The sequence below is a fragment of the Micromonospora matsumotoense genome (genome assembly GCF_050951065.1).
GTDB classification, from domain to species: Bacteria; Actinomycetota; Actinomycetes; order Mycobacteriales; family Micromonosporaceae; genus Micromonospora; species Micromonospora matsumotoensis.
The window spans coordinates 5,871,522-5,898,052 of the sequence record NZ_CP192025.1; the positions used below are offsets into that span (position 1 = coordinate 5,871,522).

23 protein-coding genes and 3 pseudogenes are annotated in these 26,531 nt (G+C 72.7%); 5 read left to right on the forward strand and 21 right to left on the reverse strand.

The genetic code is table 11. The annotated features are described in order from the left end of the window. Window positions 1-2: 2 nt before the first annotated feature. From ACQP1S_RS24845 to hrcA, 8 genes and pseudogenes are all read right to left on the reverse strand, one after another. A pseudogene (locus ACQP1S_RS24845) lies at window positions 3-362 on the reverse strand (PhoH family protein); the annotation flags it as partial. 327 nt (window positions 363-689) lie between these two features. After that, window positions 690-1,175 (reverse strand): annotated as a pseudogene (locus ACQP1S_RS24850) (PhoH family protein); the annotation flags it as partial. A gap of 213 nt (window positions 1,176-1,388) precedes the next feature. Next, window positions 1,389-2,135: pseudogene (locus tag ACQP1S_RS24855) on the reverse strand (PhoH family protein); the annotation flags it as partial. A 138-nt stretch (window positions 2,136-2,273) separates the two neighbouring features. Continuing rightward, window positions 2,274-3,614 (reverse strand): serine hydrolase domain-containing protein, encoded by a 1,341-nt coding sequence (locus ACQP1S_RS24860; protein ID WP_432908284.1) that lies wholly within the window; start codon window positions 3,612-3,614, stop codon window positions 2,274-2,276. Window positions 3,615-3,712: 98 nt separating this feature from the next. Next, complete coding sequence (locus ACQP1S_RS24865; RefSeq protein ID WP_432899794.1) at window positions 3,713-4,072, reverse strand: histidine triad nucleotide-binding protein; 360 nt, start codon at window positions 4,070-4,072, stop codon at window positions 3,713-3,715. Window positions 4,073-4,389: 317 nt separating this feature from the next. Further along, window positions 4,390-5,124, reverse strand: coding sequence for a 16S rRNA (uracil(1498)-N(3))-methyltransferase (locus ACQP1S_RS24870; RefSeq protein ID WP_432899797.1), 735 nt, complete (start codon window positions 5,122-5,124; stop codon window positions 4,390-4,392). Between the two features lie 216 nt (window positions 5,125-5,340). After that, window positions 5,341-6,486, reverse strand: a complete 1,146-nt coding sequence (dnaJ, locus tag ACQP1S_RS24875) for a molecular chaperone DnaJ (protein WP_176738819.1) — start codon at window positions 6,484-6,486, stop codon at window positions 5,341-5,343. Between the two features lie 73 nt (window positions 6,487-6,559). Beyond that, window positions 6,560-7,582, reverse strand: coding sequence for a heat-inducible transcriptional repressor HrcA (gene hrcA / locus ACQP1S_RS24880; protein ID WP_432899800.1), 1,023 nt, complete (start codon window positions 7,580-7,582; stop codon window positions 6,560-6,562). A gap of 237 nt (window positions 7,583-7,819) precedes the next feature. Here hrcA and ACQP1S_RS24885 point away from each other — a divergent pair, with 237 nt between their 5' ends. Further along, entirely contained in the window at window positions 7,820-8,422 is a 603-nt protein-coding gene (locus tag ACQP1S_RS24885; RefSeq protein ID WP_091238573.1) for a DUF4870 domain-containing protein, read from the forward strand. 38 nt (window positions 8,423-8,460) lie between these two features. Here the strand turns inward: ACQP1S_RS24885 and hemW are convergent, their stop codons facing one another. Continuing rightward, window positions 8,461-9,684, reverse strand: coding sequence for a radical SAM family heme chaperone HemW (hemW, locus tag ACQP1S_RS24890; RefSeq protein WP_432908287.1), 1,224 nt, complete (start codon window positions 9,682-9,684; stop codon window positions 8,461-8,463). Between the two features lie 19 nt (window positions 9,685-9,703). Between hemW and ACQP1S_RS24895 the strand changes: the two genes are divergently transcribed. Together ACQP1S_RS24895 and ACQP1S_RS24900 are read left to right on the forward strand one after the other, a co-directional pair. Beyond that, window positions 9,704-10,513: an enoyl-CoA hydratase-related protein gene (locus tag ACQP1S_RS24895; RefSeq protein ID WP_432899803.1), complete on the forward strand. Its 810-nt coding sequence runs from the start codon at window positions 9,704-9,706 to the stop codon at window positions 10,511-10,513. Window positions 10,514-10,721: 208 nt separating this feature from the next. Next, window positions 10,722-11,585 (forward strand): hypothetical protein, encoded by an 864-nt coding sequence (locus tag ACQP1S_RS24900; protein WP_432899806.1) that lies wholly within the window; start codon window positions 10,722-10,724, stop codon window positions 11,583-11,585. A gap of 30 nt (window positions 11,586-11,615) precedes the next feature. Here ACQP1S_RS24900 and ACQP1S_RS24905 read toward each other — a convergent pair whose 3' ends face one another. The 8 genes from ACQP1S_RS24905 to ACQP1S_RS24940 form a co-directional block, all read right to left on the reverse strand. After that, the gene (locus tag ACQP1S_RS24905) at window positions 11,616-12,257 is read right to left on the reverse strand and encodes an MOSC domain-containing protein (protein ID WP_432899809.1); all 642 of its coding nucleotides are present in this window, start codon (window positions 12,255-12,257) and stop codon (window positions 11,616-11,618) included. Window positions 12,258-12,306: 49 nt separating this feature from the next. Further along, a complete protein-coding gene (locus tag ACQP1S_RS24910; RefSeq protein WP_432899812.1) occupies window positions 12,307-13,137 on the reverse strand; it encodes a carbohydrate ABC transporter permease in 831 nt (276 codons plus the stop codon). Beyond that, a complete protein-coding gene (locus ACQP1S_RS24915; protein WP_432899815.1) occupies window positions 13,134-14,120 on the reverse strand; it encodes a carbohydrate ABC transporter permease in 987 nt (328 codons plus the stop codon). Before ACQP1S_RS24915 ends, ACQP1S_RS24910 begins: the two co-directional genes overlap by 4 nt. After that, window positions 14,117-15,406 (reverse strand): sugar ABC transporter substrate-binding protein, encoded by a 1,290-nt coding sequence (locus ACQP1S_RS24920; RefSeq protein ID WP_432899817.1) that lies wholly within the window; start codon window positions 15,404-15,406, stop codon window positions 14,117-14,119. The genes ACQP1S_RS24915 and ACQP1S_RS24920 overlap by 4 nt, the downstream gene beginning before the upstream one ends. Before the next feature lie 300 nt (window positions 15,407-15,706). Beyond that, on the reverse strand, window positions 15,707-15,994 hold the full coding sequence (locus ACQP1S_RS24925; RefSeq protein ID WP_091238589.1) for a GlsB/YeaQ/YmgE family stress response membrane protein: 288 nt from the start codon (window positions 15,992-15,994) through the stop codon (window positions 15,707-15,709). 223 nt (window positions 15,995-16,217) lie between these two features. After that, entirely contained in the window at window positions 16,218-16,505 is a 288-nt protein-coding gene (locus tag ACQP1S_RS24930) for a GlsB/YeaQ/YmgE family stress response membrane protein (protein ID WP_091238591.1), read from the reverse strand. Between the two features lie 340 nt (window positions 16,506-16,845). Then, window positions 16,846-18,723: a translation elongation factor 4 gene (lepA, locus tag ACQP1S_RS24935; RefSeq protein ID WP_432899822.1), complete on the reverse strand. Its 1,878-nt coding sequence runs from the start codon at window positions 18,721-18,723 to the stop codon at window positions 16,846-16,848. Window positions 18,724-18,810: 87 nt separating this feature from the next. Further along, window positions 18,811-19,347: a DUF4240 domain-containing protein gene (locus tag ACQP1S_RS24940; RefSeq protein ID WP_432899825.1), complete on the reverse strand. Its 537-nt coding sequence runs from the start codon at window positions 19,345-19,347 to the stop codon at window positions 18,811-18,813. Window positions 19,348-19,387: 40 nt separating this feature from the next. On the opposite strand from ACQP1S_RS24940, the gene ACQP1S_RS24945 reads away from it, so the two are divergent. Continuing rightward, a complete protein-coding gene (locus ACQP1S_RS24945) occupies window positions 19,388-20,500 on the forward strand; it encodes a phosphotransferase family protein (protein WP_432899828.1) in 1,113 nt (370 codons plus the stop codon). Between the two features lie 163 nt (window positions 20,501-20,663). Continuing rightward, window positions 20,664-20,930, forward strand: coding sequence for a 30S ribosomal protein S20 (gene rpsT, locus ACQP1S_RS24950; RefSeq protein WP_091238600.1), 267 nt, complete (start codon window positions 20,664-20,666; stop codon window positions 20,928-20,930). Window positions 20,931-21,174: 244 nt separating this feature from the next. Here the strand turns inward: rpsT and ACQP1S_RS24955 are convergent, their stop codons facing one another. From ACQP1S_RS24955 to ACQP1S_RS24970, 4 genes are all read right to left on the reverse strand, one after another. Next, window positions 21,175-21,612, reverse strand: a complete 438-nt coding sequence (locus tag ACQP1S_RS24955; RefSeq protein WP_432908290.1) for a hypothetical protein — start codon at window positions 21,610-21,612, stop codon at window positions 21,175-21,177. Between the two features lie 77 nt (window positions 21,613-21,689). Beyond that, a complete protein-coding gene (gene holA, locus ACQP1S_RS24960; RefSeq protein ID WP_091238606.1) occupies window positions 21,690-22,670 on the reverse strand; it encodes a DNA polymerase III subunit delta in 981 nt (326 codons plus the stop codon). 223 nt (window positions 22,671-22,893) lie between these two features. Then, entirely contained in the window at window positions 22,894-25,275 is a 2,382-nt protein-coding gene (locus tag ACQP1S_RS24965) for a ComEC/Rec2 family competence protein (protein ID WP_432899832.1), read from the reverse strand. Between the two features lie 101 nt (window positions 25,276-25,376). Further along, window positions 25,377-26,378: a helix-hairpin-helix domain-containing protein gene (locus tag ACQP1S_RS24970; RefSeq protein WP_432899835.1), complete on the reverse strand. Its 1,002-nt coding sequence runs from the start codon at window positions 26,376-26,378 to the stop codon at window positions 25,377-25,379. Between the last annotated feature and the right edge of the window lie 153 nt (window positions 26,379-26,531).

Below are 26,531 nucleotides of genomic sequence, written 5' to 3' on the forward strand. Positions count from 1 at the left end.
GGTTAGCGGCGCCGGCCGGCCCGGCCGCCCTGGGCGGTCCGCCCCGGCACGGCGTGCACGCCCTGCTCCTGCTGGTTCTCCCGCTCGTCCCAGCGGGCGTACGCGTCGACGATCTCCCCGACCAGCCGGTGCCGGACCACGTCCGCGCTGGAGAGCTGGGCGAAGTGCACGTCCTCGACGTTCACCAGGATCTCCCGGACCACCCGCAGCCCGCTGGCCGTCCCACCGGGAAGGTCCACCTGGGTGACGTCACCGGTCACCACGATCTTGGAACCGAAGCCGAGCCGGGTGAGGAACATCTTCATCTGCTCGGGCGTGGTGTTCTGCGCCTCGTCCAGGATGATGAACGCGTCATTGAGGGTGTTGTGGGTGACCAGGAAGTCGTCGGTGACATACAGCGAGTCCTCCGCCGCGACCTGGATGCACATCGTCTCCTGAACCCCGGCCGGGATGACCGAGTCGATGAACCGCATCGGCCGCCCGCCGCCGTGCTCGTCGTACCGCTGACGCTTGCGGGCCAGTCGGAACGGCGGGACTTCGGCCGGCAGCCGGATCTCCATCACGTAGGCATCGGCCCGGTGCGGGACCGGATGCCCGTTGGCCAGATCGGGCAACCGCCCTTCGGCCTCCCGCACCCGCCAGGTTGCGACCCCACCGAGCGACTGCACCAGGTAGACGACGTCGTCTCGCAACCGCGCCGACGTCGTCGAGTACTGCACGCGGCAGGTCCGCCCCACCTGGACGACCGGCCCCCCGTCGGTGTCCAGCAGCCCCTGCAGGACGGCCAACCTGACGTCGAGGCTGTTCTGCCGGTAGACGTCGGGCACGAATTTGGTCGCCGACTTCGCACCGGCAAGGCCCAGCTCACGAAGGGCGAGCGTCACCGGATTGGCGACGATCACCCCGCCCCGGTGACCGTTGACGTGCCGGAGCACGTAGTCGTAGTCGCTCTTGCGCACCAGCTCGATGTCGGGCAGCGCTGCATCGAGCGCGTCGGCCAGCTCCGGGTCGGCGGTGCTGAAGGCCGGGGTGGCCCGCGATGAGATGGAGCCGTCGCCGAGCAGCAGACCGAGGGCGTACGGGTCGAGCGGCACCTCCTGCGACTCGAGCTGCACCGGTGCCACGACCGGAAGCTCGTACCGGCGGATGTCGCCCCGCCGCTCCTTGCCGATCATCTCGCGCGTCTCGAGGGTGCGCCGACGCCGACCGCCGCGCCGCTTGTCCTCCGGGGTGGCCACGGTCCAGAGGTGTTCACCGCAGCAGAGGGTGGAGGCGCCGTCCTGGGTGGTGACCCGGTAGACCTGCTTGGGCCCCTGCGGATAGATGCCGATCACCGGCGTAGGTGTCCCCTTCGAGCCGATAACCAGGTCACCGACCCGCAATGACCCGAACGGCCGGAAACCTTCCGGAGTGAGCACCTGTGCGTCGTACGGCTGTGCGCGACCCCGCATGTACGCCAGCGGCGCGACCTCGATGGTGCCGGCCGCCATCAGCTTCGGGATGGACTCCGGGTCGAGCATGTCGTGCAGCGCGTCGTAGAGCGGGCGCAGGTAGGGGTCGATCTTCTCGTTCAGGGTGCCCGGCAGGAAGCCCAGCCGCTCACCCGCCTCGACCGCCGGCCGGGTCAGGATGATCCGGCTGACCTGCTTGGCCTGGAGCGCCTGGACGGCCTTCGCCATCGCCAGGTAGGTCTTGCCGGTGCCGGCCGGGCCGATGCCGAACACGATCGTGTTGGCGTCGATCGAGTCGACGTAGGTCTTCTGGCCCAGCGTCTTGGGGCGGATGGTGCGCCCGCGCCGGGAGAGGATGTTGAGGGTGAGCACCTCGGCGGGCCGCTCGGTGCCGCCCTGTTCGAGCATGCCGACGGTACGCCGGACAGCATCAGTGGTCAGGGTCTCGCCTTTCTCGATCAGTTCGAGCAGCTCGTTGAAGAGGCGCTCGGCGAGAGCGTTGTCCGCAGGCGCACCGGTGATGGTGATCTCGTTGCCGCGGACGTGCACGTCACTGGTGACCGAACGTTCGACGAGTCGCAGGATCTCGTCGCCCGCGCCGAGCAGGTTGACCATGATCTTGGCATCGGGAACCGTGATCCTGGTCTGCGCCCGGGGCGGGCCGGGAGGTGGGGTGCCGGTCATAGATCGGGCCGTGGGGCCCTGCGCCACCTGCTTCCATCTCGCGCCGTGCCCTGCTGGCGCGGCGTGCGGACGATACTCCCATCGTATCCGCTCCGCACCTGCGGCACCGCGTCACTTTTCCCGGCCCGGTCGGCCCGGTCAGGCCCGGAAGTCGTACCGGTCGAAGGTCTCCTGGTGGCGGGTGAAGCGGTAGGTGGCCCAGTGCAACGCGACCACCGTCCCGTCGGTGCCCCGGGTGAGCCGCAGCAACTCCCCGACCTCCCGCCCGGCGACGGTCCGGAACACGTCCGGCGACTGCGGGGTCGGCGCGAAGACCGCCGGCGGCCGGCCCACCGGATCGTCCGCGCCCCGGGCCCGCAGCGCCCCCTCGTGCCAACTGAAGACGTACTCGAAGCCCTCGCCCCACCAGCGGCCCAGCACCGCGCGCAGCGGCCCCGGCGCGCCCGGGCCCGGACGCCACGGCGGGATGTCCGCCGGGTCGTGCTCGGCGGCGGCGGCCAGCAAGCGGTGCGGCAGCTCCAGCACCTGCGCCGCCGTGCCCGAGGAGGCGAGCACCGCGCAGCCCATCGCACCGGCCGTGCCGTCACCCCCGCGCCGGCCGTAGACCCCGGCCAGAAAGCCCGGCATGGCACCGTCGTGCCCCACGTGCACCACCCGGTCCGGGTACGGCACCAGGATCAGGCCGAGCCCGAAGCCGGCCCTCCAGACCGTCTCGTCGGTGGTCGTCACCGGCCAGCGCATCTCGTCCAGGGTGGCCGGGGCGAGCACTGCCCCGGCCGGGTCGAGGGCCCCCGGGTCGGCCAGGAACGCCGCCCACCGGGCCATGTCCGTCGCCGTGCTCCACAACTGGCCGGCCGGCCCGACCGCCCCGAAGTCGGTCGGCGGCTCCGGATGCGCCTCGTCGGAGTACGCGTCGACCAGGAACCCGGTCACCGCCTGCGGCCCCGGGTCGACCGAGGTGTCGGCCAGCCCCAGCGGGGTGAGCACCCGGTCGGCCAGCACCTCGGCCCAGGTGCCGCCCCGGAGCGTGCCGACCAGCCGGCCGAGCAGCGACATGCCCAGGTTGGAGTAGTGGTAACGGCGCCCGGGGGGCAGCACCTGCTCGACCCGGGCCAGGTCGGCGATCAACTCGTCCACCTGCGGCGCGCGCAGCGTGTCCCAGACGTCCCCGTACGGCTCCCGTTGCAGCCCGGCGGTGTGCGACAGCAACCGGCGTACGGTCAGCTCGCCGTGCGCCGGCAACCCCAGGTGCCGGCCCAGCGGATCGTCCAGGTCGAGCAGCCCGTCGTCGCGGCACTGCAACACCAGCACCGAGGTGAAGGTCTTGGTGACCGAGCCGATCCGGAACCGGCTGCGCGGGCCGAGCGCGGTGTCGTTGCCGGTGCCGCCGACCTGGCAGGTCCAGAGCGGACGGTCGGCCCGGTGCAGCGCCACCGCCAGCGCGGGCACCCGGGCCTGTGCCTGGACCTGCCGGACCATCCGCTCCAGCCGATGGCCCGAGCCGCCCCGGTCCGGATCGGACGACGGGCCTGGCTTCGGGTCGGGCTCCAGGCCGGCCTCCGGGTCGGCTTCGGACGTCATACCAGGTCCCGGGCCAACATGGGCCCCAGCGGCGCGCCGCCGAGCAGGTGGGCGTGTACGTGGAAGACCTCCTGCCCGCCGTACGGCCCGGTGTTGAACATCAGCCGGAAGCCGTCGCCGGTCAGCCCCTCGTCCTCGGCCACCACGGCAGCCGTGGCCAGCACCTCACCGGCCAGCCCCGGGTCGCCCTGGCCGAGCGTCGCCACGTCGGCGTAGTGCTCCTTGGGGATGACGAGCACGTGCACCGGCGCCTTCGGCCCGATGTCGCGGAAGGCCAGGGTGGTGGCGGTCTCCTTGACGATGGTGGCCGGAATCTCCCCGGCGACGATGCGGCAGAACAGACAGTCGGCTCCCATCCCCCCACTCTAAAGACCACCCCCACCACCCCGACCCGCCCCCACCCCGACCCGCCGACCCCGCCAGCCCCGGCCAGCCCCGCCCCGCCTCCGCCCCGCCCCGGTGATCAAGAGCTTTACGCCAACTTCAAGCCTCCAAATGACCCAAACTTCTTGATCACCAGCCACCAACGCCAAGGGCTGGGTGGTGGGCCCGGTGATCAAGAAGTTTGGGGCGGGATTGGACTCGCGGATGACGTAAACCTCTTGATCACCGGGGAGAGGCGGAGGCGGGCGGGGAGGGAAGAACGGAGCCGGAGGGAGGAGGGGAGCGGGGGTTACCAGCGGGGTAGACGGGTGGCCAGGACGGAGAGGGCGGCCACGCCGGCGGTGGAGGTGCGCAGGACCGAGGGGCCCAGCCGTACCGGGCGGGCACCCGCCTCGGTGAAGACGGTCAGCTCGGTCGGAGCGATGCCACCCTCGGGTCCGACCACGAGGACGATCTCACCGGTGGTCGGCAGCTCGACCGTGGTCAGCCGCTCGTCGGCCTCCTCGTGCAGGACGAACGCCGCGCCGGCCCCGGCGATCCGGCGGGCCACCGCGGCGGTGGACTCGTCCGGTGCTCCGGCCACCACCGGCAACCAGGCCCGGCGGGCCTGCTTGGCCGCCTCCCGGGCGGTCGCCGCCCACTTCTCCCGGGCCCGTACGCCCCGGTCGCCGCGCCACTGCACCACCGAACGGGACGCCGCCCAGGGCACGATCTCGTCCACCCCGACCTCGGTCATCGCCTGCACGGCCAGTTCACCCCGGTCGCCCTTGGCGATGCCCTGCACCACGACCAGCCGGGGGACGTCCGCGTCGACGTACCCCCGGGAGGTGACGGTGAGGTCGAGGGTGCCCCGGCCGACGGCGGTGACCACGGCGGCGGCGGTGCCACCCCGCCCGTCGGCGAGCAGCAGTTCCTCGCCGACGCGCAGCCGTTGCACGGTGGCGGCGTGGTGCCCCTCGGGGCCGTCCAGGGTGAGCTGGTCGGCGGTGGGCAGCGACTCGACCAGGAACAGCGGCGCGGACACGACGATCAGGCTAGCCGCCCGGGACCCCGCCGCCCCGGGCCGGGCCCGGGGCGTCCGAGGGGAGTCGGGCCGGGCACCCTCGACCGGGGCCGGCTGGCCGGAACCCGCCCGCCTCACCACCACGCCGAGCCGCCCGGCCGACACCACACCGGCGACGGCGACGGCGACGGCAGGAGGGAACGCGGCCGAACGGGGCCGGACCGGGCCGGCCCCGGGTCAGGCGTGGCCGTTGAAGGCGTCGCGCATCCGGGAGAAGAAGCCGCCCTGCTTGCTCAGTTCGGCGACCTCCTCGCCCCGGGTCTTGGCGAAGTCCCGCAGCATCTTCTCCTGGTCGACGTCGAGCTTGGTGGGGGTGCGCACGTCGAGGTGGACGTAGAGGTCACCCCGGCCGGTGCCGCGCAGGTGGGGTACGCCCCGGGCGCGCAACCGCAGCGTGCTCCCGGGCTGGGTGCCGGCCTTGACGTCGACGGTCTCCTCGCTGTCCAGCGTCTTGATGGTCAGCCGGGTGCCCAGCGCGGCGGCGGTCATCGGGACGGTGACCCGGCAGTGCAGGTCGTCGCCCTTGCGGGAGTAGACGTCGTGCGGGCGCTCGTGGATCTCGACGTAGAGGTCACCGGCGGTGCCACCACCCGGGCCGACCTCGCCCTGCTGGGCCAGCCGGATCCGCATGCCGTCCTCGACCCCGGCCGGGATCTTCACGGTCAGCGAGCGGCGGGTCCGCACCCGGCCGTCGCCGGCGCAGGTCGGGCAGGGGTGCGGGATGGTGGTGCCGTACCCCTGGCAGACGGTGCACGGTCGGGCCGACACCACCTGACCGAGGAAGGTCCGTTGCACCGACTGCACCTCGCCCCGGCCCCCGCACGCCTCGCAGGTCGCCAGGTGGGTGCCGGCCGCGGTGCCCGCACCGGAGCAGGTGGTGCAGAGCACGGCGGTGTCGACGGTGATCGGGGCCTCGACGCCGAAGGCCGTCTCGTGCAGGTCCAGCTCCAGCCGCAGGATCGCGTCGGCCCCCGGCCGGGTACGCGGGCGTGGACCACGCGCGCCACCGGCCGCACCGCCGAAGAAGGCGTCCATGATGTCCTGGAAGCCGACGAACGGGCCCGCCCCGGCGGGGCCACCCGGGCCACCGGCGCCCCCGCCGCCCGGGGCGAGCGGGTCGCCGCCCAGGTCGACGATCTGCCGCTTCCGATCGTCCGAGAGGACCTCGTACGCGGCGTTGATGTCCTTGAACTTCTCCTGTGCCTCCGGGTCCGGATTCACGTCCGGGTGGAACTGCCGCGCCAGCTTGCGGTAGGCGCGCTTGATCTCGTCATCGGAGGCTTCCCGGCCCACGCCGAGAATGCCGTAGTAGTCCCTGGCCACTGCGTTCCGTGTCCTCATGTTCGTCTCGCGTTGCGCCGGTCGGCGGCCGGAGCCGGCCGTCGGCCCTGACTGGTCAGTTCTGGGCCAGCAGCTCGCCCACGTAGCGTGCCACGGCCCGCACCGTGGCGATGGTGCCGGGGTAGTCCATCCGGGTCGGGCCGAGCACGCCCATCCCGCCGACGATGGTGCTGCCGGGGCCGTATCCGGTGCTGACCACCGAGGCGGCGCGGAGGTTGTCGACCTCGTTCTCGTCGCCGATCAGTACCCGGGTGGTGCTCGGCTCGGCCTCGCCGATCAGCTTGAGCAGGACGACCTCCTCTTCGAGCGCCTCCAGGATGGGTCGGAGCGAGCCCTGGAAGTCGAGCAGGCCACCCCGGGTGAGGTTGGCGGTGCCGGCCAACGCCAGCCGCTCCTCGGTGCGTTCGACGAGGGTCTCCAGCAGCACGGTGGACAGGGTGGTCATAGCGCCGCGCAGGTGCGTCGCAGACTCCTCGACCAGCGCCTGGACCAGCGGTGGAGTGTCGGACAGCCGACTGCCCACCAGCTTCTCGTTGACCAGCCGACGCAGGTCGGTGACGTCGTCGGCGGAAACCGGCGTAGGCAGTTCGACCAGCCGCTGCTCGACCCGTCCGGTATCGGCGATCATGACCAGCATCAGCCGGGTGGTGGAGATCGGCACCAGCTCCAGGTGGCGCACCGACGAACGGGCCAGTGACGGGTACTGCACCACGGCGACCTGCCGGGTGAGCTGCGCCAGCAGTCGTACGGTGCGGTGCACCACGTCGTCCAGGTCGACCGCGCCGACCAGGAAACGCTCGATGGCCCGACGCTCGGCGGGGCTGAGCGGCTTGACCCGGGAGAGCCGGTCGACGAAGAGGCGGTAGCCCCGGTCGGTGGGCACCCGGCCGGCGCTGGTGTGCGGCTGCCGGATGTAGCCCTCCTCCTCCAGCACCGCCATGTCATTGCGGACGGTCGCCGGGGAGACCCCGAGCTGGTGCCGCTCGACCAGCGCCCTGCTGCCGACGGGCTCCTGCGTGGCGACGTAGTCCTCGACGATGGCCCGCAGCACGGCCAGCTTGCGGTCGTCGAGACCCATCTCCCACCTCCTGACGCACGTCGGCCCGGACACCTGCCGCGTCCGGCAGGCGCTCTGGCACTCGACTGTAGCGAGTGCCAGTCTACGTCGGCAGCACCGCCGCCGCGATGATCAACGACGGACCGTCGGTGCGTCCGCCCCGGCGGACAGCCGGCGTGGTCGCTGACCGAACGTCGAGGCCAACCTCACCAGTGTCGCTCTGGTGCACCCTTGCCGGCAGCCCCTACCGTGACGGGCATGACTGAACCACCTCGCCCGCCCGGCGCGGGGGACGGCTACCCGCCGGACCCGAACGCTGGCCAGGGCTCGCCATACGAGCCACCCACCGCACCACTGTCCGGGGCACCGGGGGCAGGCGGATATCCCCCGCCCGGCGGGTATCCGCCGCCCACCGGCGACCAGCCGCCGTCGGGTGGCTACGGCCCGCCCGGCGGCTATCCTCCGGCCGGTGGCGGATATCCGACCGGGGGCGCGTACGGCGCCCCGGCCGGTGGTTACGCCAACAGCGAGGACAAGACCTGGACGCTGGTTGCGCACTTCGGCGGTGCCGCCGGCGCGCTGATCAGCTTCGGCCCGCTCGGCTTCGTCGCCCCGCTGATCGCCTACCTGGTGCGCGGTCAGCAGTCGCCGGCCGTCCGGGCGCAGGCGCTGGCCGCGCTGAACTTCCAGATCCTCTGGTCGATCATCGCGTTCGTGCTGCTCTTCGTGAGCTGGTGCCTGTTCTTCCTGCCCAGCATCGCGGTCGTGGTGATCCAGATCCTGTTCGGGATCATCGCCGGCATGAAGGCGAACGAGGGTCAGGCCTACCGCTACCCGATGTCCACCAGCTTCATCAAGTGAACCTCGGCCGGCCGCTCCCCCGGCCGGCCGGGCACCACTCAGGGCAGCAGGTCGCGGACCACGGCGTCGGCCAGCAGCCGGCCCCGCAGGGTGAGCACCGCCCGCCCCTGCGGGTACGCCACCGGGTCCAGCAGCCCGTCGGCGAGCGCCCGGGCGGCACCGGCCCGGCCGGCGTCGTCCAGCGCGGTCAGCGGCAGCCCGGAGGCGAGCCGCAGCCGCAGCATCACGTCCTCCATGTGCGCCTCGGCCGGGGTGAGGACCTCCCGGGCCAGGCCGGGCGAGTGCCCGGCGGCGAGCCGCTGCGCGTACGTCGTGGGGTGTTTGACGTTCCACCAGCGCACCCCGCCGACGTGGCTGTGCGCCCCCGGGCCGAGGCCCCACCAGTCGGCACCGGTCCAGTAGAGCAGGTTGTGCCGGCACCGGCCCGCCTCGGTGCGGGCCCAGTTGGAGACCTCGTACCAGGAGAAACCGGCCGCGTCGAGGGCGGCCTCCGCCGCCAGGTAACGGTCCGCCGCCACGTCGTCGGAGGGGTACGGCAGCTCGCCGCGCCGCATCCGGGCGGCCAACCGGGTGCCGTCCTCCACGATCAGGGCGTACGCGCTGACGTGGTCGACCCCGGCGGCGACCACCTGGTCCAGCGAGGCGGCGAAGTCCTCGGCGCGCTCCCCCGGGGTGCCGTAGATCAGGTCCAGGTTGACGTGGTCGAACCCGGCGTCACGGGCCTCCCGGGCGGCCTCGGCGGCCCGTCCCGGGCGGTGGGTACGGTCCAGGATCGCCAGCACCCCGGGGGCGGCGGACTGCATCCCCAGCGAGATCCGGGTGTAGCCGGCGGCCCGCAGGCTCTTCAGCGACTCCGGGGTGACCGATTCGGGGTTGGCCTCGGTGGTCACCTCGGCGTCGGCGGCCAGCCCCCAGGTGCGGTCGATGCCGTCCAGCAGGCGGGCCAGGTCGTCGGCGGGCAGCAGGGTGGGGGTGCCGCCGCCGACGAAGACCGTGTCGACCCTCGGCGGCGGGGCGTCGCCGAGCACCCGGGCGGCGAGCGCCAACTCGGCGAGCACCGTGTCGGCGTACGACCCGCGGTCGGCCCCCCCGCCCAGCTCGGCGGCGGTGTAGGTGTTGAAGTCGCAGTAGCCGCAGCGGCTGGCGCAGAACGGCACGTGCAGGTAGACGCCGAAACCGCGCGCGCCGACCTCCCGCAGGGCGGTGGTGGGCAGCGCACCGTCGACGGGAACGGTCTCACCATCTGGAAGGACGCCGGGCATGGCCACTAGTGTGCCCGGCATGACCTCTCCCGACCGACTCGTGCGGGTCGCCACGGCCCGTGGGGTGACGACGCTCACCCTGGACAGCCCGCACAACCGCAACGCGCTCTCCACCGCGCTGATGACCGAGCTGCTGGCCGGGATCGTCGCGGCGGTGGCCGACGACGCGGTCCGGGTGGTCGTGCTGGACCACACCGGCCCGGTCTTCTGCTCCGGGGCGGACCTGAAGGAGACGGCGGCGGCGTACGCCAGCGGGTCGGTGCCGGCCGGGATGCTCGGTGACGTGCTGGTGGCGGTCCGGGAGTGCCCGAAGCCGGTGCTGGCGAAGGTGGCCGGGCCGGCCCGGGCCGGCGGCCTCGGCCTGATCGCGGCGGCCGATCTGGCGGTCTGTGCGCAGGAGGCGACGTTCGCCTTCACCGAGGTGCGGATCGGGGTGATCCCGGCGGTGATCTCGGCGACCGTGCTGCCCCGGCTACACCCCCGGGCCGCCGCCGAGCTGTATCTGACCGGCGACACCTTCGACGGTCGGCGGGCCGCCGAGGTGGGGCTGGTGACCGCCGCCGTGCCGGCCGGTGAGCTGGACGCGGCGGTGGCGCGGTACTGCGCCTCACTGGTCCGGGGAGCGCCGGGGGCGTTGGCCGGGACGAAGGAGTTGCTGCGCCGGCCGGCGGCCACCGACCTGCGTGCGGAGATCGCCGACCTGTCCGCCCGGTCCACCGGCTACTTCCTGTCCGCCGAGGGCCGCGAGGGTGTCGCGGCGTTCCGCGAGAACCGGTTAGCTCGATGGGTGGTGGCGGTGGACGGTGGGGACGGTGAGGGTGCGGGGTGAGAGCGAGGGGCACGGGCGGGGGTGCGGGGTGAGAGCGAGGGCACGGGCGGGGTGCGGGGTGAGAGCGAGGGCACGGGCGGGGCGGGGTGAGAGCGAGGGGCACGGGCGGGGGCGGGGTTTTCTGGACGGTGCTGCGGGAACGTGAACCGGTCGACCGACCCGGTGCCGCCGGTCGACGACGTACGCTTGGCGAACGCTGAAACGGGAGGTGCGGGTGCGAACACGGACATTCGTGGCAGCCGGTGTCGTGGTGGCGTTGTTCGCCATCGTCGGGGGCTGGGGAGTCCGTCAGCTCGACGGGGAGCTTCGGCTCCCGACCGCCGGCCGCAACTGCACCGTGCAGGCCGACGGCACCGTGAAGCTGGACGCCGACCAGATGGCCAACGCGGCCACCATCGCCGCGATCGGCATGCAGCGGCAGATGCCGGAGCAGGCCGTGGTGGTCGCCCTGGCCACCGCCTACCAGGAGTCGGGGCTGCGTAACCTCGCCCACGGCGACCGGGACTCGCTCGGCCTGTTCCAGCAGCGCCCCAGCCAGGGTTGGGGCACCCCGGAGCAGATCCGCGACCAGCGGTACGCGGCGAACCGGTTCTACAAGGCGTTGAAGAAGGTACGCGGCTGGGAGCGGATGGAGGTCACCGACGCCGCCCAGGCGGTGCAGCGGTCGGCGTACCCGACGGCGTACCAGAAGTGGGCGGACGAGTCCCAGGTGCTGGCGCGGGCCCTGCTCGGTGAGGCGACCGGCGCGGTGGCCTGCACGGTCGGGCGTACCCCGGTGATGCGCGGGCAGGCGGCGGTGGCCGAGCTGACCCGCGGCCTGACCCTGGACTGGGGGTTGCCCGACGCCGGTGCGGTGGCCGAGCTGACCGACGTGACGGTGCCCGCCACGGACGCCCGCGACGGCTGGCGGTACGCGCACTGGCTGGTCTCGCACGCCCCCGACCACGGGGTGAAGCGGGTCCGCTTCGGTGGCCTGGAGTGGAGCGCCGACAACGGTCGGTGGGCGAAGGTCTCCGACGGCCGGCCGACCGAGGCCCGGGTGCTGGCCGAGGTCTTCGCCGACAACGCCTGACGGGGTTGCCGGATCGGCGGGCCGGTGCGGTCAGCCGGCGACGTTCAGCCGGCGACGCACCTTCTCCATGGTCGAGGCGGGCAACTCGGGGACGTCGAGCAGTCGGGGCAGCAGCTCCGGCTCCAGGCTCGTGGCCCGGAACACCTCACCGATGGTGACCCCGTGCGCCGGCCGGTCCACCACCTCGACCGGGTCGCCCGCGCCGACCTCACCGTCGCGCAGCACCCGCAGGTACGCCCCGGGCGTGGCCCGGACGGTGAACCGCTTGATCAGGTCGGGCACCCCCCAGAAGCCGGCGAAGGTCAGGCACGGGGTGCGCGGCTTGGTGACCTGGAGCAGCGCCGACCCGACGGACCAGCGTTCGCCGATCACCGCGCCGGTGACGTCCACCGCCCAGGTGGTCAGGTTCTCACCGAACCCGCCGGGGCGGATGTCGCGGCCCAACTCGGCCGACCACCAGCCGGCGTCCTCCTGCGCGTAGGCGTAGACCGCCTGGTCGGGGCCGCCGTGGTGGGCCCGCTCACCGATGAAGTCACCGGTCACCCCGTCGGCGCGCAGCAGCACCGGGCCGTCGACCGGCCGCTTGTCGATGCCGCTGCGCCCGCTGGCGTCGCCCGCCCACTGCGCCTCGGTCACCACGCCCAGGTTCATCGCCGCCACCCTGCCTGTCATGGCCCCAGCCTACGACCGCGTGCGGGCGGCTGCCGTCCCCCGTCGTCGCTCAGCCCTTGACCGCACCGGCGACCAGGCCGGAGACCATCCGCCGCTGCACCAACAGGAAGAAGACGATCACCGGCAGGGTGAACAGCGTGGAGGCGGCCATGACCGAACCCCAGGCGGTGTCGTCCCGGCCGAAGAAGAAGGTCATCGCCACCGGCAGGGTGTACCGGCTCTGGTCGTTGACGAAGGTCAGCGCGAAGATCAGCTCGTTCCAGGCGGTGATGAAGGAGAAGATGCTGGTCGCCACCAGGCCCGGTGCGACCAGCGGGAAGAGGACCTTCCGGAAGGTCTGCGACCGGCTCGCCCCGTCGATCGCGGCGGCCTCCTCCAACTCCTTCGGCACCGCCGCGACGAAACCGCGCAGCATCCACACCGCGAACGGCAGCGAGAAGCCCAGGTAGGTCAGGATCAGGCTGGGCAGGGTGTTGTAGAGGCCGAGCCGCTGGATCATCAGGAACAACGGGATGACCAGCGCCTCCAGCGGGATCATCTGGACCACCAGCAGCATGATCAGGAAGGTGGTCCGCAGTCGGAACCGGAACCGGGCCACCGCCGTCGCGGCCAGCAGCGCCACCAGGCCGCTGAGCACGACCGTGCTCACCGCCACCAGCACGCTGTTGAGGAAGAAGTCGCCGAAGGTGACGCCCGGGATCAGGTTGCCGGTGAGGATCTCCCGGTAGTGCTCCAGGGTGGGGTGCGCCGGCACCGGCCGGGGGGTGGCCGAGAAGATCTCCCGGTTGGGCTTCAGCGAGGTGGCGACCATCCAGTAGACCGGGAACGCGGCGAAGAGCGCCACCAGCAGGCCCGCGCCGTTGAGGGCGACCTTCTTCACGACTCGTCCTCCTGTCTGAGCACCATCCGGACGTACAGGCCGGTCACCAGCAGCAGGATCAGCGTGAGGATGACCGCGACGGCCGAACCCACCCCGTACTTGGGCGGCGGCGAGAACGCCTCGGCGTACGAGTAGATGGCCAGCATGTACGTGGGTCGGTCCTGGGTGCCGCCGGCCAGCACGAACTGCTGGGTGAAGACCTTGAAGTCCCAGATGGTGGAGAGCACCACCAGGATGCCGAAGACCGGCCGCAGCACCGGGAAGGTGATCTTCCAGAACACCTGCCACGGGCCGGCCCCGTCGACCCGGGCCGCCTCGGGCAACTCGCTCGGCACGCTCTTGAGCCCGGCGAGCACGCTCACCGCGATGAACGGGAACGAGTGCCAGACCACCACCAGGGTCAGGATCGCGAAGAACAGCAGCGGCGAGTTGAACCAGCCGTAACCGGACCAGTCGGTACGCCCGAAGACCGCCTGGGACAGCCCGTCCGGCAGGGCGTTGAACGCCCAGGTGACCAGGCCGGAGGTGTCGTCGAAGATCCACTTCCAGACGATCGTGCCGGTCAGCGCCGGGGTCGCCCAGGCCAGCATCACGCAACTGGCCACGAAGGTGGCCATCCGGCGGCCGAGCCGGTGCAGCAGCAGCCCGACCAGGGTGCCCAGCACCATCGTCAGCAGCACGTTCGCCGCCGCGAAGAGCACCGTGTTGCGCAGCACCGTCCGGAAGAACGGGTCGCCGAGGATCTGGGTGTAGTTGGCCCATCCGACGAACGGCCAGCCACGGTCGCCGCGCAACTGCCGGACGTTGTCCAGTTTGAAGAACGACATCGCCACCACCTGGCCCAACGGCCAGAGCAGCAGCACCCCGATGACCACCAGGCAGGGCAGCAGGAGCAGGTACGGCAGGCGGTCCACCCGGGACCGCCGCCGTACGGGGGTCTCCCGCGCGGCGGCCGTCCCGGTGTCCTCGGTCAGCGTGCTCACTTGGCGTTGAGGATGCTTTCCATCTCGGCGGCCGCGGCGGCGGTGGCCTGCTCGACGGTCTTCTGCCCCTTCATCACCGAGCTGTTCATCGCCTGGGTCACCGTCCTGGTCCGGCTGACCTCGACCCACTTCGGCGTGAGGGGGGTGATCCTGGTCTTCTGCATGGTGGTGGCGAACGCCGCCATCAGCTTGTCGTTGGCGTACTCCCCGCCGCTGACCAGGTCGGAATAGACCGGGAAGAAGCCGAGGCTGCCGGCGAAGGCCCGCGCGTTCTTCTTGTTGAGCAGCACGGTCAGGTAGTCCCAGGCCAGGTCCTGTTTCTTGCTGTCGCGCCAGAGGGCGAGGTCCGAGCCACCGGCGAACGCGGGGGCCGGCCGGCCGTCCGGGCCGGGGATCGGGAACGTGCCCCAGACCTTCTCGATCTCGGGGTTGTCCTTCTTGATCGCGCCGGCCTGCCAGCTTCCGGCGAAGGCCATCGCCGCCTTGCCGGTGGCGAACTGGGTACGGGCGTCGATCTCGTTCCACCCGGCGGCGGCGGGCGGGGCGACCTTGTGCACGGTCACCAGGTCGGTCCAGAACTTCACCGCCTGCTGCGCCGCCGGGCTGGTGTAACCGGACTTCCAGCTGCCGCCCTGGTCGGTGGCGATCTCGCCGCCGGCACCCCAGAGGAAGGAGTAGAACGGCAGCTCGGAGTTGCCGGGCAGGGCGATGCCGTAGGTGCCGGGCTTCTTGGCCTGCACCGCCTTGGCGACCGAGACCAGCTCGTCCCAGTTCTTCGGCGGCTGCACGCCGGCCTCGGCGAACCAGTCGGTGCGGTAGTAGATGGCGCGCACGCCGGCATACCAGGGGACGCCGTACTGCTTGCCGTCGAGCTGGGCGTTGCGCACCAGGTCGGGCAGGACGTCCTTGCCGTCGGCCCAGCTGCCGAACCTGCCGGAGACATCGGCGAGCGCCTCCTGCGCCGCCCAGCCCTGGGTCTCGGTGTTGCCGAGTTCGGTGACGTCCGGGCCCTCGCCACCGGCGAGCGCCGCCTGGAACTTCTTCGGCGCCTCCAGCCAGGGGAGGTACTGGACCACCACGTCCGTGTCGGGGTGCTGCTGCCGGAACTCGGTCTCGACGCCGTCGAGGAACGTCGTCTGGGCTGCGCTCCCCTCGCCCATCATCCAGACCGTCAGCTTGCTGTCGTCGGCGGCTTCGTCATCGCCGGAACCGCCGCAACCGGCGAGCACCATCGCGGCCGAGGCCACAACGGCGGTGACCGGAGCCAGCCGTTTCCACCTGTTCACGCCACTTCTCCCTCGCGCCGTCCGGCACTAACCTTCTCAGCCGCACCCTAGTAGGAAAATTTCCTTTACGACAGGGGGTGGCGCCCGCCCCGGCTGCGGACCGTTGCCGACGTCGGCGACGCCCACCGGGGGGCGTCCGGCGAGGCGACCGTATCGCAGCCGGGGTCGCTCAGGCAGGCCCCGCGAGGGCCGGTCGGCTCGACCGTCGACACCCGGACGAGCGGATGCCCGCCCCCCGAACCGGGGGGCGGGCATCCGCTGAGTGGTACGTGCCGGCCGGTCACCGACCGGCGGGCGGGGTCACCGGTGGCTGACGCCCCGACGCCGACCCACACCGGCCACCAGGGCCACGGCGATGGCGGCGAGGACGACCTGCACCAGCAGCTCGGCCCAGTCGATCCCGGCGGTGGCGGTCGCGATACCCAACGCCCGCGCCAGCACGGTGCCCAGCAGCGCGGCACCGACACCGATCAGCAGGTGCAGCCAGATCGGCATGTTCTGGCGGCCCGGCACGACCAGGCGGCCCAGCGCGCCGACGATGAGGCCGACGACGAGCGCGGTGATGATGCCCCAGACGGTGAACTCCACGACCGTCCTCCTTCTGTTGATATGTCATCAGGTGAGTTGTTGTTGCTGTGGTGATCGATAGGTTCCCGGAGCGGAGAATTTCCAAACCGGCTCCGGTAACGATCCGGTCTAGATCGCCCGCCACCGCGATCGATCCGCTTCCCACGGGAGCGGCAGCTCAGGGCGGACGCGAGCGGGCGCCCGACCCCGAAGGGTGCGGGCGCCCGCTGAGCGGTACGGCTGACTACCGGTGGGTGACGCCGCGGCGGCGACCCACACCGGCCACCAGGGCCACGGCGATGGCGGCGAGGACGACCTGCACCAGCAGCTCGGTCCAGTCGATGCCGGCGGTCTCCGTGGCGATGCCCATCGCCCGGGCCAGCACGGTGCCCAGCAGCGCGGCGCCCACGCCGATCAGCATGTGCATCCAGATCGGCATGTTCTGGCGGCCCGGCACGACCAGGCGGCCCAGCGCGCCGATGATGAGACCAACAACGAGCGCAGTGATGATGCCCCAGACGGTGAACTCCATGGTCGCCCTCCTCCTCAAAGTTGAGTCACACGGTATGTGTGGTTCCTGTCGTGACAGTTAGATTCCCGACCGGCCGGAAACCCAAACCGACTCACCACCAGGCGAGTCGCCGCACGTCGATACGACGACGGTGCGTCGTTTTGCCAGCGGTCGATATCTGGGCAGGTCAACAGGCATCCGGTGGGGCGTCGCGCGCGTCCCGGAGGGCGAGGGATTTTTTCCGTACGACAGGTGGGGCGCCCAGCCGACGGTGGCCGGCACCCGGCGGGAAACACCGGGTACCGGCCACCGTGGACCGCAGGGCGGGGGCTTCCGGGCTCGGCCGGTGCGCCCGGTCCCGCTATTTCTTGCCGGCCGACTTGACGTCGCCGGAGTCCGAGGAGAGTGCCGCGATGAAGGCCTCCTGGGGCACCTCCACCCGGCCCACCATCTTCATCCGCTTCTTGCCCTCCTTCTGCTTCTCCAGCAGCTTGCGCTTACGGCTGATGTCACCGCCGTAGCACTTGGCGAGCACGTCCTTGCGGATGGCGCGGATGGTCTCCCGGGCGATCACCCGGCTGCCGATGGCCGCCTGGATCGGCACCTCGAACTGCTGGCGCGGGATCAGGTTGCGCAGCTTGGCCGCGATCGACGTGCCGTAGTGGTACGCCTTGTCCTTGTGCACGATCGCGCTGAACGCGTCCACCGGCTCACCGTGCAGCAGGATGTCCACCTTGACCAGGTCGGACGCCTGCTCGTCGGAGGGTTCGTAGTCCAGCGAGGCGTAACCCTTGGTGCGGCTCTTCAACTGGTCGAAGAAGTCATAGATGATCTCGGCGAGCGGAAGGGTGTAGCGCAGCTCCACCCGGTCGGCGGAGAGGTACTCCATGCCGAGCAGGCTGCCGCGCCGCCCCTGGCACAGCTCCATCACCGCACCGACGTAGTCGTTCGGGGTGAGCACGCTGGCCCGCACGACCGGCTCGTACACCTCGGCGATCCGGCCGGTCGGGTACTCGCTCGGGTTGGTCACCACGATCTCCTCACCGTCGTCGGTGATGGCCCGGTAGACCACGTTCGGCGCGGTGGAGATCAGGTCGAGGTTGTACTCCCGTTCCAGCCGCTCCCGGATGATCTCCAGGTGCAGCAGGCCGAGGAAGCCGCAGCGGAAGCCGAAGCCGAGCGCCCCGGACGTCTCCGGCTCGTAGTCGAGCGCGGCGTCGTTGAGCTTGAGCTTGTCCAGCGCCTCGCGCAGGTTGGGGTAGTCCGAGCCGTCGATCGGATAGAGGCCGGAGTAGACCATCGGCTTCGGGTCCTTGTAGCCGCCGAGCGCCTCGGTGGCCGGCCGGGAGTTGATCGTGACGGTGTCACCGACCCGGGACTGCCGGACGTCCTTCACACCGGTGATCAGGTAGCCCACCTCGCCGACGCCGAGCGCGTCGGCCTTGACCATCTCGGGCGAGATGACGCCGATCTCCAGCAACTCGTGCACGGCGGCGGTGGACATCATCTTGATCCGGTCCCGGGCGCTGATCCGGCCGTCGATCACCCGGACGTAGGTGACCACGCCCCGGTAGACGTCGTAGACCGAGTCGAAGATCATCGCGCGGGCCGGCGCGTCGGCGTCGCCGACCGGCGGGACGAACTGCCGGACGATCTCGTCGAGCAGGTAGGGCACCCCGTCCCCGGTCTTGCCGGAGACCCGGATGCAGTCGGCCGGGTCGCCGCCGATCAGGTGGGCCAGCTCCTCGGCGTACTTCTCCGGCTGGGCGGCCGGCAGGTCGATCTTGTTGAGCACCGGAATGATCTTGAGATCGTTCTCCAGGGCCAGGTAGAGGTTGGCCAGGGTCTGCGCCTCGATGCCCTGGGCGGCGTCGACCAGCAGCAGCGCCCCCTCGCAGGCGGCCAGCGACCGGGACACCTCATAGGTGAAGTCCACGTGGCCCGGGGTGTCGATCATGTTGAGGACTGCCTGCTCACCGGTCCGCTCGCCCTCCCGGATGGTCCACGGCATCCGGACGGCCTGGCTCTTGATGGTGATGCCGCGCTCGCGCTCGATGTCCATCCGGTCGAGGTACTGCGCGCGCATCTGCCGGGGGTCGACCACGCCGGTGAGCTGCAACATCCGGTCGGCCAGGGTCGACTTCCCGTGGTCGATGTGGGCGATGATGCAGAAGTTCCGGATGCGCGCCGGGTCGGTGGCACCAGGAGCGTTCGCGCCGGGATCGAGCGTCGGTGGCACAGCGGTCCGTTCTGATCGGCTGACGTGAGCGGGCCGGCGCACCGCCGGCCCCCTCTATGCTCCCACGTCGCTCCGAACCCGGTCCGATCACTCCTCGGGTGGCTCCACGAAGAGGGCGGCGAGCTTCGGCAGCCGGCGGCGGGCCTCCTCCTCGTCGTCGAAGTCCCAGAAGTCGTTCAGGTCCGGCACCGGCACCTTGTCACGCTCCGCCGGCAGGTCGGCGGCGGTCGCCTTCCGGTAGGCGTCCCACGGCACCGCCAGCATGTCCGCACACTCGAACTCCTCGCCGCTGAGCGCGGCCGACCGGACCCGCGGCACCTCGGCCAGCGAATCCGGGGCGGCCACCGCGGCGGCGAAGACCGCCCGCCCCTGGGTCATCAGCCAGCCCCGGAAATACTCGAACCCATCGTCGGACGCACCCCCGTTGATCAGGTACGCCGCACCCCACAGGTCGACCCGGTAGGAGGCGGCGAGCACCCGCTGCTGGTGGTGCGCGTACCCGACGATGTCCTCCGGGGTGCGCTCGGCGAGCAGCGCGACCGCCCGGGCGGCGACCGCGTCGGCCTCGCCCCCGGCCCCGGCCCGGGCCTGGTCGATCAACTGCCAGAACTCGTCGGTCCTCATGGCCTGGAGTCTCCCAGAGTCGACCGGGCACGATGGTGGGGTGTCCACGACGCTGCCGCCGTACCACCGCACCGCCGTGCGGCCCGACTGGCGCGACCTGCCCGCCGGCCTGCGGGACGCGGTGACCGCCCGGCTCGGCGCGCCGGTGGTCGCGGCCCGGACCGCGACCGCGGGCTTCACCGGCGGCTTCGCCGCCGTGCTGGAGACGGCGGCCGGCGGCCGGGTCTTCGTCAAGGCCGCCGACCTGACCCGGCAACGCCACCTGGCCGACTGGTACGCCCGGGAACTGGCCGTCCTCGCCCGGCTGCCGGAAGGCCTGCCGGTCCCCCGCCCGCACTGGGCGCTCGACGCCGCCGGCTGGTACGCGGTCGGCCTCGACGCCCTGGACGGGCGCACGCCCCGACTGCCCTGGAACCCGGCCGAGCTGACCGCCGTGCTCGCCGGATACGCCGAGGTGGCCGCCGCGCTGGCCGACCCGCCGACCGCACTGACCACCCTCGGCCTGCCCCGGCTGGCCGACCTGGCCCGCGCCGACATCCTCTGGTGGGGCGAGGTGGCCGCCGGCCGGGAGCCGACGCCCCCGCTGCCCCCGGCGGCCCACGACCGGCTGCCCGAACTCGTCGCGCTGGAGTCCCGACTGCCCGGGTACGCGGCCGCCTCGGTCGGCCTGGCCCATGGTGACCTGCGGGTGGACAACGTGCTGCTGGACCCCGCCGGGCGGGCCTGGTTCTGCGACTGGAACTGGCTCTGCCACGGCCCCGCCTGGTTCGACCTGGCCGGCCTCCTGATCACCGGGTACGCCGGCGGGGTGGACCTGGACGCGATCTTCGCCGGTCATCCGGCGGCGGCCGACGCCCCACCCGACGCCCTGGACGTGACGCTGGCCGCCCTCTCCGGCTACTACCTCACCGCCGCCGGCCCACCACCGGCCGCCGCTCCCCCACCCGCTGGCTCCCCGGCGGGTGGGGGAGCCTCCCCGGCCGCCGGCTCCTCAGCGGTTGCCGGCGTCCCGCCGACCGCTGACCTCTCCACGACGGCCGAGGGGGGCGCCGGTCCGGATGCCGCAGGAACGTCTCCGCTGCTGGGGGCGCACCGGCGGTTCAGCGGGGAGCAGGCCCTGCGCTGGCTCGCCGCCCGGCAGGGCTGGCACTGAACCCGCCGCCGGCAGCCGTCGGGGGCTGGTCGGTCCGGGTGGGGGTGGGGCGTTTTGGCTCGTCCGGCCGGACCTGGTAGCCTGGCCTTTCGCGTGGCGATGACGCATGCTCGTCGCGCGCGGTAATGCAGACCAAACCGAGCTATCAAGACGAGGCTGTCGCGTGGCGAACATCAAGTCCCAGATCAAGCGCAACCGGCAGAACGAGAAGCGCCGGCTGCGTAACAAGTCGGTCAAGTCGTCGCTGAAGACCGCCATCCGGAAGTTCCACGAGGCTGCGGAGGCCGGTGACGCCGAGAAGGCCACCGTCCTGATGCGTGACGCCGCCCGCAAGCTCGACAAGGCCGCCAGCAAGGGCGTCATCCACGCCAACCAGGCGGCCAACCGGAAGTCGGCCATCTCGAAGCGCGTCGGCTCGCTCTCGGCCTGACCGAGCGACCCCAGACCTGACCGTAGGCCCCGGAGCAGTGCTCCGGGGCCTACGGCTTCGCACTGTTGCCGGGTGCCGGCCCTAGCCCTCCGCGCTGTTTCCGGGTGGCGGCCTGGCGTCCGCTCCGACGTCGGCCCGTCGTCGGCTCAGGTGTCGGCCCGTCGTCCGCTCCGCGCGGCGGGCTGATCACGGCCTGGCCGGCCGCCGGTGGCTGACCAGGGCCTGCTAGGCCACCGGTGGCTGATCACGACCTGGCCGGCCTACCTGCGCGTGGCGACGGCGCGTCGGCCTGCTCCCACCGGGCGGGCGCGGTGGTGACCATCGCGCCGGGCAGGGTGTGCGGCACCCGGGCTCGTCCGACCACCGGCTCGACCTGCCGTCGAAACCGGTCCCGTTCCTGCTCCGGCACCAGCGCCGCCGAGTGGACCACCCGCTCGGCGACCTCGTCGTTGAGTTTCACCATGACCGCCACCGCCATCGGCAGCACCGGCACCGCCCACCAGTTCACCAACTCGGCCAGAGCGAGAAGCACCGCAAGCGCCACCGCCCCCTCGAAGAAGAGGAAGCAGAGCACCCCGCCGGGGTTGACGAAGCGCAGGCCGAGCAGCCGGGCGTAGAGCGGTCGGTAGCGTTGATCATCCACCGGCACGGCGGACCATCCGGTCCGGCTGTGCCCCGCCACCGGGCGGGTGGGAGCAGGCAGGCCATGACCGCCATCCACCGGGCGAAGGTGACCCGTCACCGGGCGGATCGGGCCGGTCACCGGGCACTGCCTCGTCGGGCGGCGGCGACCGAGAAGACCGCCTTTTCCAGGGCGTACCCCCGGTCGTCGGCACCGCCCTTGACCGCCGCGTTGCACTCGGCCGCCGCCCGCATCGCCTCGACCAGCCCTTCCGGCGTCCAGCCCCGGGCCCGCTGCTGGGCATTCTTGATCTTCCAGGCAGGCATGCCGAGGGTGCTCGCCAGCTGGTACGGATCACCTCGGCCGGCGGCGGCTACCCGGGCCACCGTGCGGACTCCGTCGGCGAGGGCATCGGCGATCGGCACCGGGTCGACCCCGACGTGCAACGCCCAGCGCAGCGCCTCCAGGGCGGCAGGGACATCGCCCACCATGGTGGCGTCGGCGACGGTGAAGCCGCTCACCTCGACCCGGCCGCGGTAGTAGCGGGAGACCGTCTCCGCGCCGATCCGCCCATCCGTGTCGGCGATCAGCTGGGAACAGGCGGCGGCCAGTTCCCGCAGGTCGGTGCCGACGGCGGCGATCAACGCATCGGCCGCGTCGTCGGTGCACTTGCCGCCACCCCGGCGGATCTCGTCGCGGACGAAGGCCACCCGCTCGCGGTGCCCCTTGAGCTTCGCTGCCGGGACGACCGTCGCACCGGCGGCGCGCAGGCCGTCGGCGAAGGCCTTGCCCTTGCCCCCGCCCAGGTGCAGCGCCACCAGCTGGACGTCCGGGTCGGGATTCTTCGCGTAGTCGAGCAGTGCGGCAACCAGGTCTTTCCGGGCGTCCTGGGCGGACCGGAGCACCAGCACCCGCCGCCCCCCGAACAACGACGGGCTGAGCATCTCGGCGATCTCGCCGACCGCCAACGCCCCGGCCTGGTACTCCCGGACGTCCACCTCCGGGTCGACGCTACGGGCTTTCGCCACGGCGTCGGTCACCGCGCGCGTGGCGAGCAGCTCCTCGTCGCCGAGGACGAGCAGAATAGGAGCAATGTCGACGCCGGTCACGTCGCTCATCTTGGCACGGCCCGGCGGAGGATCGTGCCTGCTCATCAACGGCTGCGACGGCCCACCCCGCACTCAGTGCAAATATAGACATTTACCTCGATTGTCGGGTAATAGCAAAGATACCCCCTCGACTTCGGATTGCCTTTCACCTTCCGCCGGCGGGTGCGGGCTGCTCGGCCTCCCACCCCATCGGCCGGGGAGGACTCGGGAGCACAGTTCTGAGCTGTCCCGGTCAGCGGCGGCCCGGGGACAGCCCTCGACCGACCACTGCGAGCCGGCCGGACCGCACTACCACCGCCACGTCCCCGTCGGTGTCGGTACGCAGCACCCGCGCACCGGAGCGGACCAGCCGATCCAGGATCACCGGGCTCGGGTGGCCGTAGTCGTTGTCGACTCCCACCGGCACCAACGCCACCATCGGCCGGACCGCGTCGAGGAAGGCCGGGTCCTGGTACGCGCTGCCGTGGTGGGCCACCTTGAGCACCTCGGCCCGCAATTCCTGCGGCGGCGTCCGGTCCAGCAGTGCCCGCTGCTCCTCCGTCTCCGCGTCCCCGGGCAGCACGATACGAACGCCGGCCACGGTGGCCCGCAACACCAGTGAGTTGTTGTTCGGGTCGGACCGGGTGCCCCGCATCGGGTAGGGCGGCCCGAGCGCGACCACCTCCACCCCACCCGACCGGTACGACCAACCCGCCGCCGGCACCACCTGCCGCGCAGCACCTACGGCGGCCGTCACCAGGTCCCGTCCCGCCGCCGGCTCGGCCAGTGCCGGAGCGAGCACCATGGCCACCCGTCGACCCCGGGACACCCCGGCCACGCCACCGACATGGTCGGCGTGGAAGTGGCTGACCACCAGCAACGACACCTCACGCACCCCGAGCCGGCGCAGGCAGGCGTCCACCGCCGACGGCTCCGGACCGGCGTCCACCACCACCGCCCGCCCGGGCGTCACCGGCAGCACGATGGCGTCCCCCTGTCCGACGGCGCACGCCGCCACCACCCAACCGTCCGGCGGCCACCCGCTGGCGACCAGCCGGACCGGGAGGGTGCCCAGCACCACCGCCACCGCGCCGACGGCCACCAGCCGGCGGATCAGCGGTCGGCGGACGGCCAGCAGCAACCCCAGGGTCAGCCCGGCGAGCAGCAACGCGCCCGGCAGCCCACCCGGCCAGGGCAGGGTCCCGGCCGGCAGGCGGGCCCCGACCCGGGCCACGGTGACCAGCCACCAGGCCGGCCAGCTCGCCAACCAGGCGCTGAACTCCGCGCCGGCCGGCCACACCGGGGAGACGACCGCCGCCGCCACCCCCAACACCGTGGCCGGGGCGATCGCCGGCACCACCAGCAGGTTGGCCGGCACCGCCACCAGGCTCACCGTGCCGGAGATGCCCGCCACCACCGGCCCGCAGGCGAGTTGGGCCGCCGCCGGGACGGCGAGCGCCTCCGCGAACCCCGCCGGCACGCCCCGGCGTCGCAGCCCGTCCCGCCAGCCCGGGGCGAGCAGCAGCAACCCACCGGTGGCCAGGACGGACAGCGCGAAACCGGCGTCACCGGCCAACTCCGGGTCGACCAGCACCAGCACGGCCACCGCCGCGGCCAACGCCGGCAGGGTGGCCCGGGGACGTCCGACGGCCAACGCGGCCAGCCCGATCGCCCCCATGGTGGCCGCCCGGACCACACTGGGCGAGGGACGGACCAGGACGACGAAGCCGATCAGGGCGAGGCCACAGAGGATCGCCGCCAGCCGGGGACCGGCCCGGCCCCAGCGGGCCAGCAGCAGCACCGCGCCGACCACGATCGCCACGTTCGACCCGGACACCGCGTTGAGATGGGTCATCCCGGTGGCCCGGAAGTCCTCCTCCACGGTGGCCGGCAACCGGCTGGTGTCGCCGACGACCAGGCCGGGCAACAGACCACCCTGATCGGGTGGGAGCGGTGTGCAGGCCCGCTGCAGACCGGCCCGCAGGGTGCCGGCGGCACGCTGGAGCCACGGCGGTGGCCCGTGCCGGACGGGAGGACCCGGCACGGTCAGCACGGCAGCGGTGAGATCGCCGCCCCGGGGTGCGGCCAACCGCCCCTGGGCGGTCAGCCGCTGTCCGGGCAGCAGACCCCGCCAGGCCGGGTCGGTGGCGAGCACGAGCACCCGCACGGGGGCCCGCAGGCGATGGCCCTGGGGGTCGGTGAGGACGGTCGACTGCGCGGTGACGAGCAGGGTCGCCGGACGGCCCGGCGCGCCCCGGACCGGGCGGGGATCGTCGCGGAGCACCAGCTCGGCGGTGACCCGGGCCCGGCCGTCGACCAGGGCACGCACCGGAGCGGCGTCCCGGACGTGTAGCCGGGCCCCGGTGGCGGTGCTGCCGCAGACCACACCGAGCAGCACGGCGACGGCGATCCAGCCGTACCGGCGGACGGGGGCGGCCGGGGTGCCCAGCACGCCGCACAGGTGCCCGGCGAGCAGGGCGGCGAGGACAGCGGCGGCGGCCGCCAGCAGGACCGCCGTCCGGGCGGTGAGGTGCAGGCAGGCCAGCGCCGCCAACCAGGCCGCCACCGCCAGCCCGGCCAGGCGCAGGTCGGGAAGCCGGTCGCCGGTGGCGGGGTCGCCGGATGCAGCGGTCATCGCGCCGGCGGGTGCGGGGCCGCCGGCACCTTGGCCGCCTATCCCGGGCCACCGGCCGGCAGCGCTGCTCCGCCGGTCCTGCACCGGCTCGGGACGGCCGGTCACACCGTCACCAGGTCCTTGAGCTGCTCGTACCGGGCGTCGCCGATGCCGTCGACCTGGCGCAGGTCGCCCACGCTACGGAAGCCGCCCTGCTGGTCGCGGTGGGTGAGGATGCGTTGGGCGAGCACCGGGCCGACCCCGGGCAGCGCGTCGAGCTGCGCCAACGTGGCCGTGTTGAGGTTGACCCGACCGCCCGGAACTCCCCCGGGCGGCGCTGCGGCGGGGCCGGCCGCAGCACCGTCCGGGCCGGTTCCACCGGGTGGTGCGGTGACGCCGACCAGGATCAGTTCCCCGTCGGTCAGCTTCCGCGCCGGGTTGAGCAACGCCACGTCGACGCCGGGCAGGGCACCACCGGCCGCCTCGACCGCGTCGGCGACCCGCGCCCCGGCCGGCACCCGGACGAGCCCGGGGCGGCGTACCTTGCCGGCCACCGCCACCACCAGGTCGCCGGTCGGTTTCGGGGCCGGGCCCGACGCGGCCCCGGCCGAGGACTCCGGCCCCGCCACCGCAGTCGCCGCCGGGACCGGTTGCGCCTGGGGGCGGGAGCGCCAGGCCCAGAACCCCGCGCCGAGCACCACGACCACTGCCACGGCAGCCAACGCCCGGACCCCGCGCCGGCCGGGGTCGAAGACGCCGGGCCCGGGCAGCCGACCGGCGGAGATCCCGTCGTCACCGGCGGCGTGGTGCGCCCGGTCGAGGTCGGCGGACCGGACGGAACCGCCGTCCCGGACCGGATCGTGCACTTCGGTGTGACGCGCCCAGTCGGCATCGAAAGGACCGACCTCGAGGGGTCCACCGGCCGGCCCGGCGTCGCGGGGGCTGGTGTCGGCGGCCGGCCCGGACCGACGGCGGGCCGACGCCCCACCCACGCCGTCACCCGGCGGTACGCGCAGCCCCAGCGGCCCGTACGGGCGGGGCGGTGACTGCGGCGGCCCTGCCGACACCCCGTCGGTCAGCCGGTACAGCCGCCGCCGCACCCTGGTTTCCTCATCCTCCGACACGGCGCGAGATTAGGCCGGCGGAGGGCACCTGCTCCGCTCGTCGGAGGTCGGCTGTGGACGACGGTACCGGCTGTGGACAACCGCCTGATCATGGTCAGATCTGCTACAGCGCACAGCGCACAGCGGACGGTTGCCGGGTCAGGGGTTCGTCCC

Excerpts from the sequence above, each read along its gene's own strand:
- ACQP1S_RS24860 (WP_432908284.1), bottom strand. The coding sequence starts at position 3,614 with ATGGTCCGGCAGGTCCAGGCACAGGCCCGGGTGCCCGCGCTGGCGGTG.
- ACQP1S_RS24865 (WP_432899794.1), bottom strand. The coding sequence starts at position 4,072 with ATGGGAGCCGACTGTCTGTTCTGCCGCATCGTCGCCGGGGAGATTCCG.
- hrcA (WP_432899800.1), bottom strand. The coding sequence starts at position 7,582 with ATGGGTCTCGACGACCGCAAGCTGGCCGTGCTGCGGGCCATCGTCGAG.
- ACQP1S_RS24885 (WP_091238573.1), top strand. The coding sequence starts at position 7,820 with ATGACTGAACCACCTCGCCCGCCCGGCGCGGGGGACGGCTACCCGCCG.
- hemW (WP_432908287.1), bottom strand. The coding sequence starts at position 9,684 with ATGCCCGGCGTCCTTCCAGATGGTGAGACCGTTCCCGTCGACGGTGCG.
- ACQP1S_RS24895 (WP_432899803.1), top strand. The coding sequence starts at position 9,704 with ATGACCTCTCCCGACCGACTCGTGCGGGTCGCCACGGCCCGTGGGGTG.
- ACQP1S_RS24905 (WP_432899809.1), bottom strand. The coding sequence starts at position 12,257 with ATGACAGGCAGGGTGGCGGCGATGAACCTGGGCGTGGTGACCGAGGCG.
- ACQP1S_RS24930 (WP_091238591.1), bottom strand. The coding sequence starts at position 16,505 with ATGGAGTTCACCGTCTGGGGCATCATCACTGCGCTCGTTGTTGGTCTC.
- ACQP1S_RS24940 (WP_432899825.1), bottom strand. The coding sequence starts at position 19,347 with ATGAGGACCGACGAGTTCTGGCAGTTGATCGACCAGGCCCGGGCCGGG.
- holA (WP_091238606.1), bottom strand. The coding sequence starts at position 22,670 with ATGAGCGACGTGACCGGCGTCGACATTGCTCCTATTCTGCTCGTCCTC.
- ACQP1S_RS24965 (WP_432899832.1), bottom strand. The coding sequence starts at position 25,275 with ATGACCGCTGCATCCGGCGACCCCGCCACCGGCGACCGGCTTCCCGAC.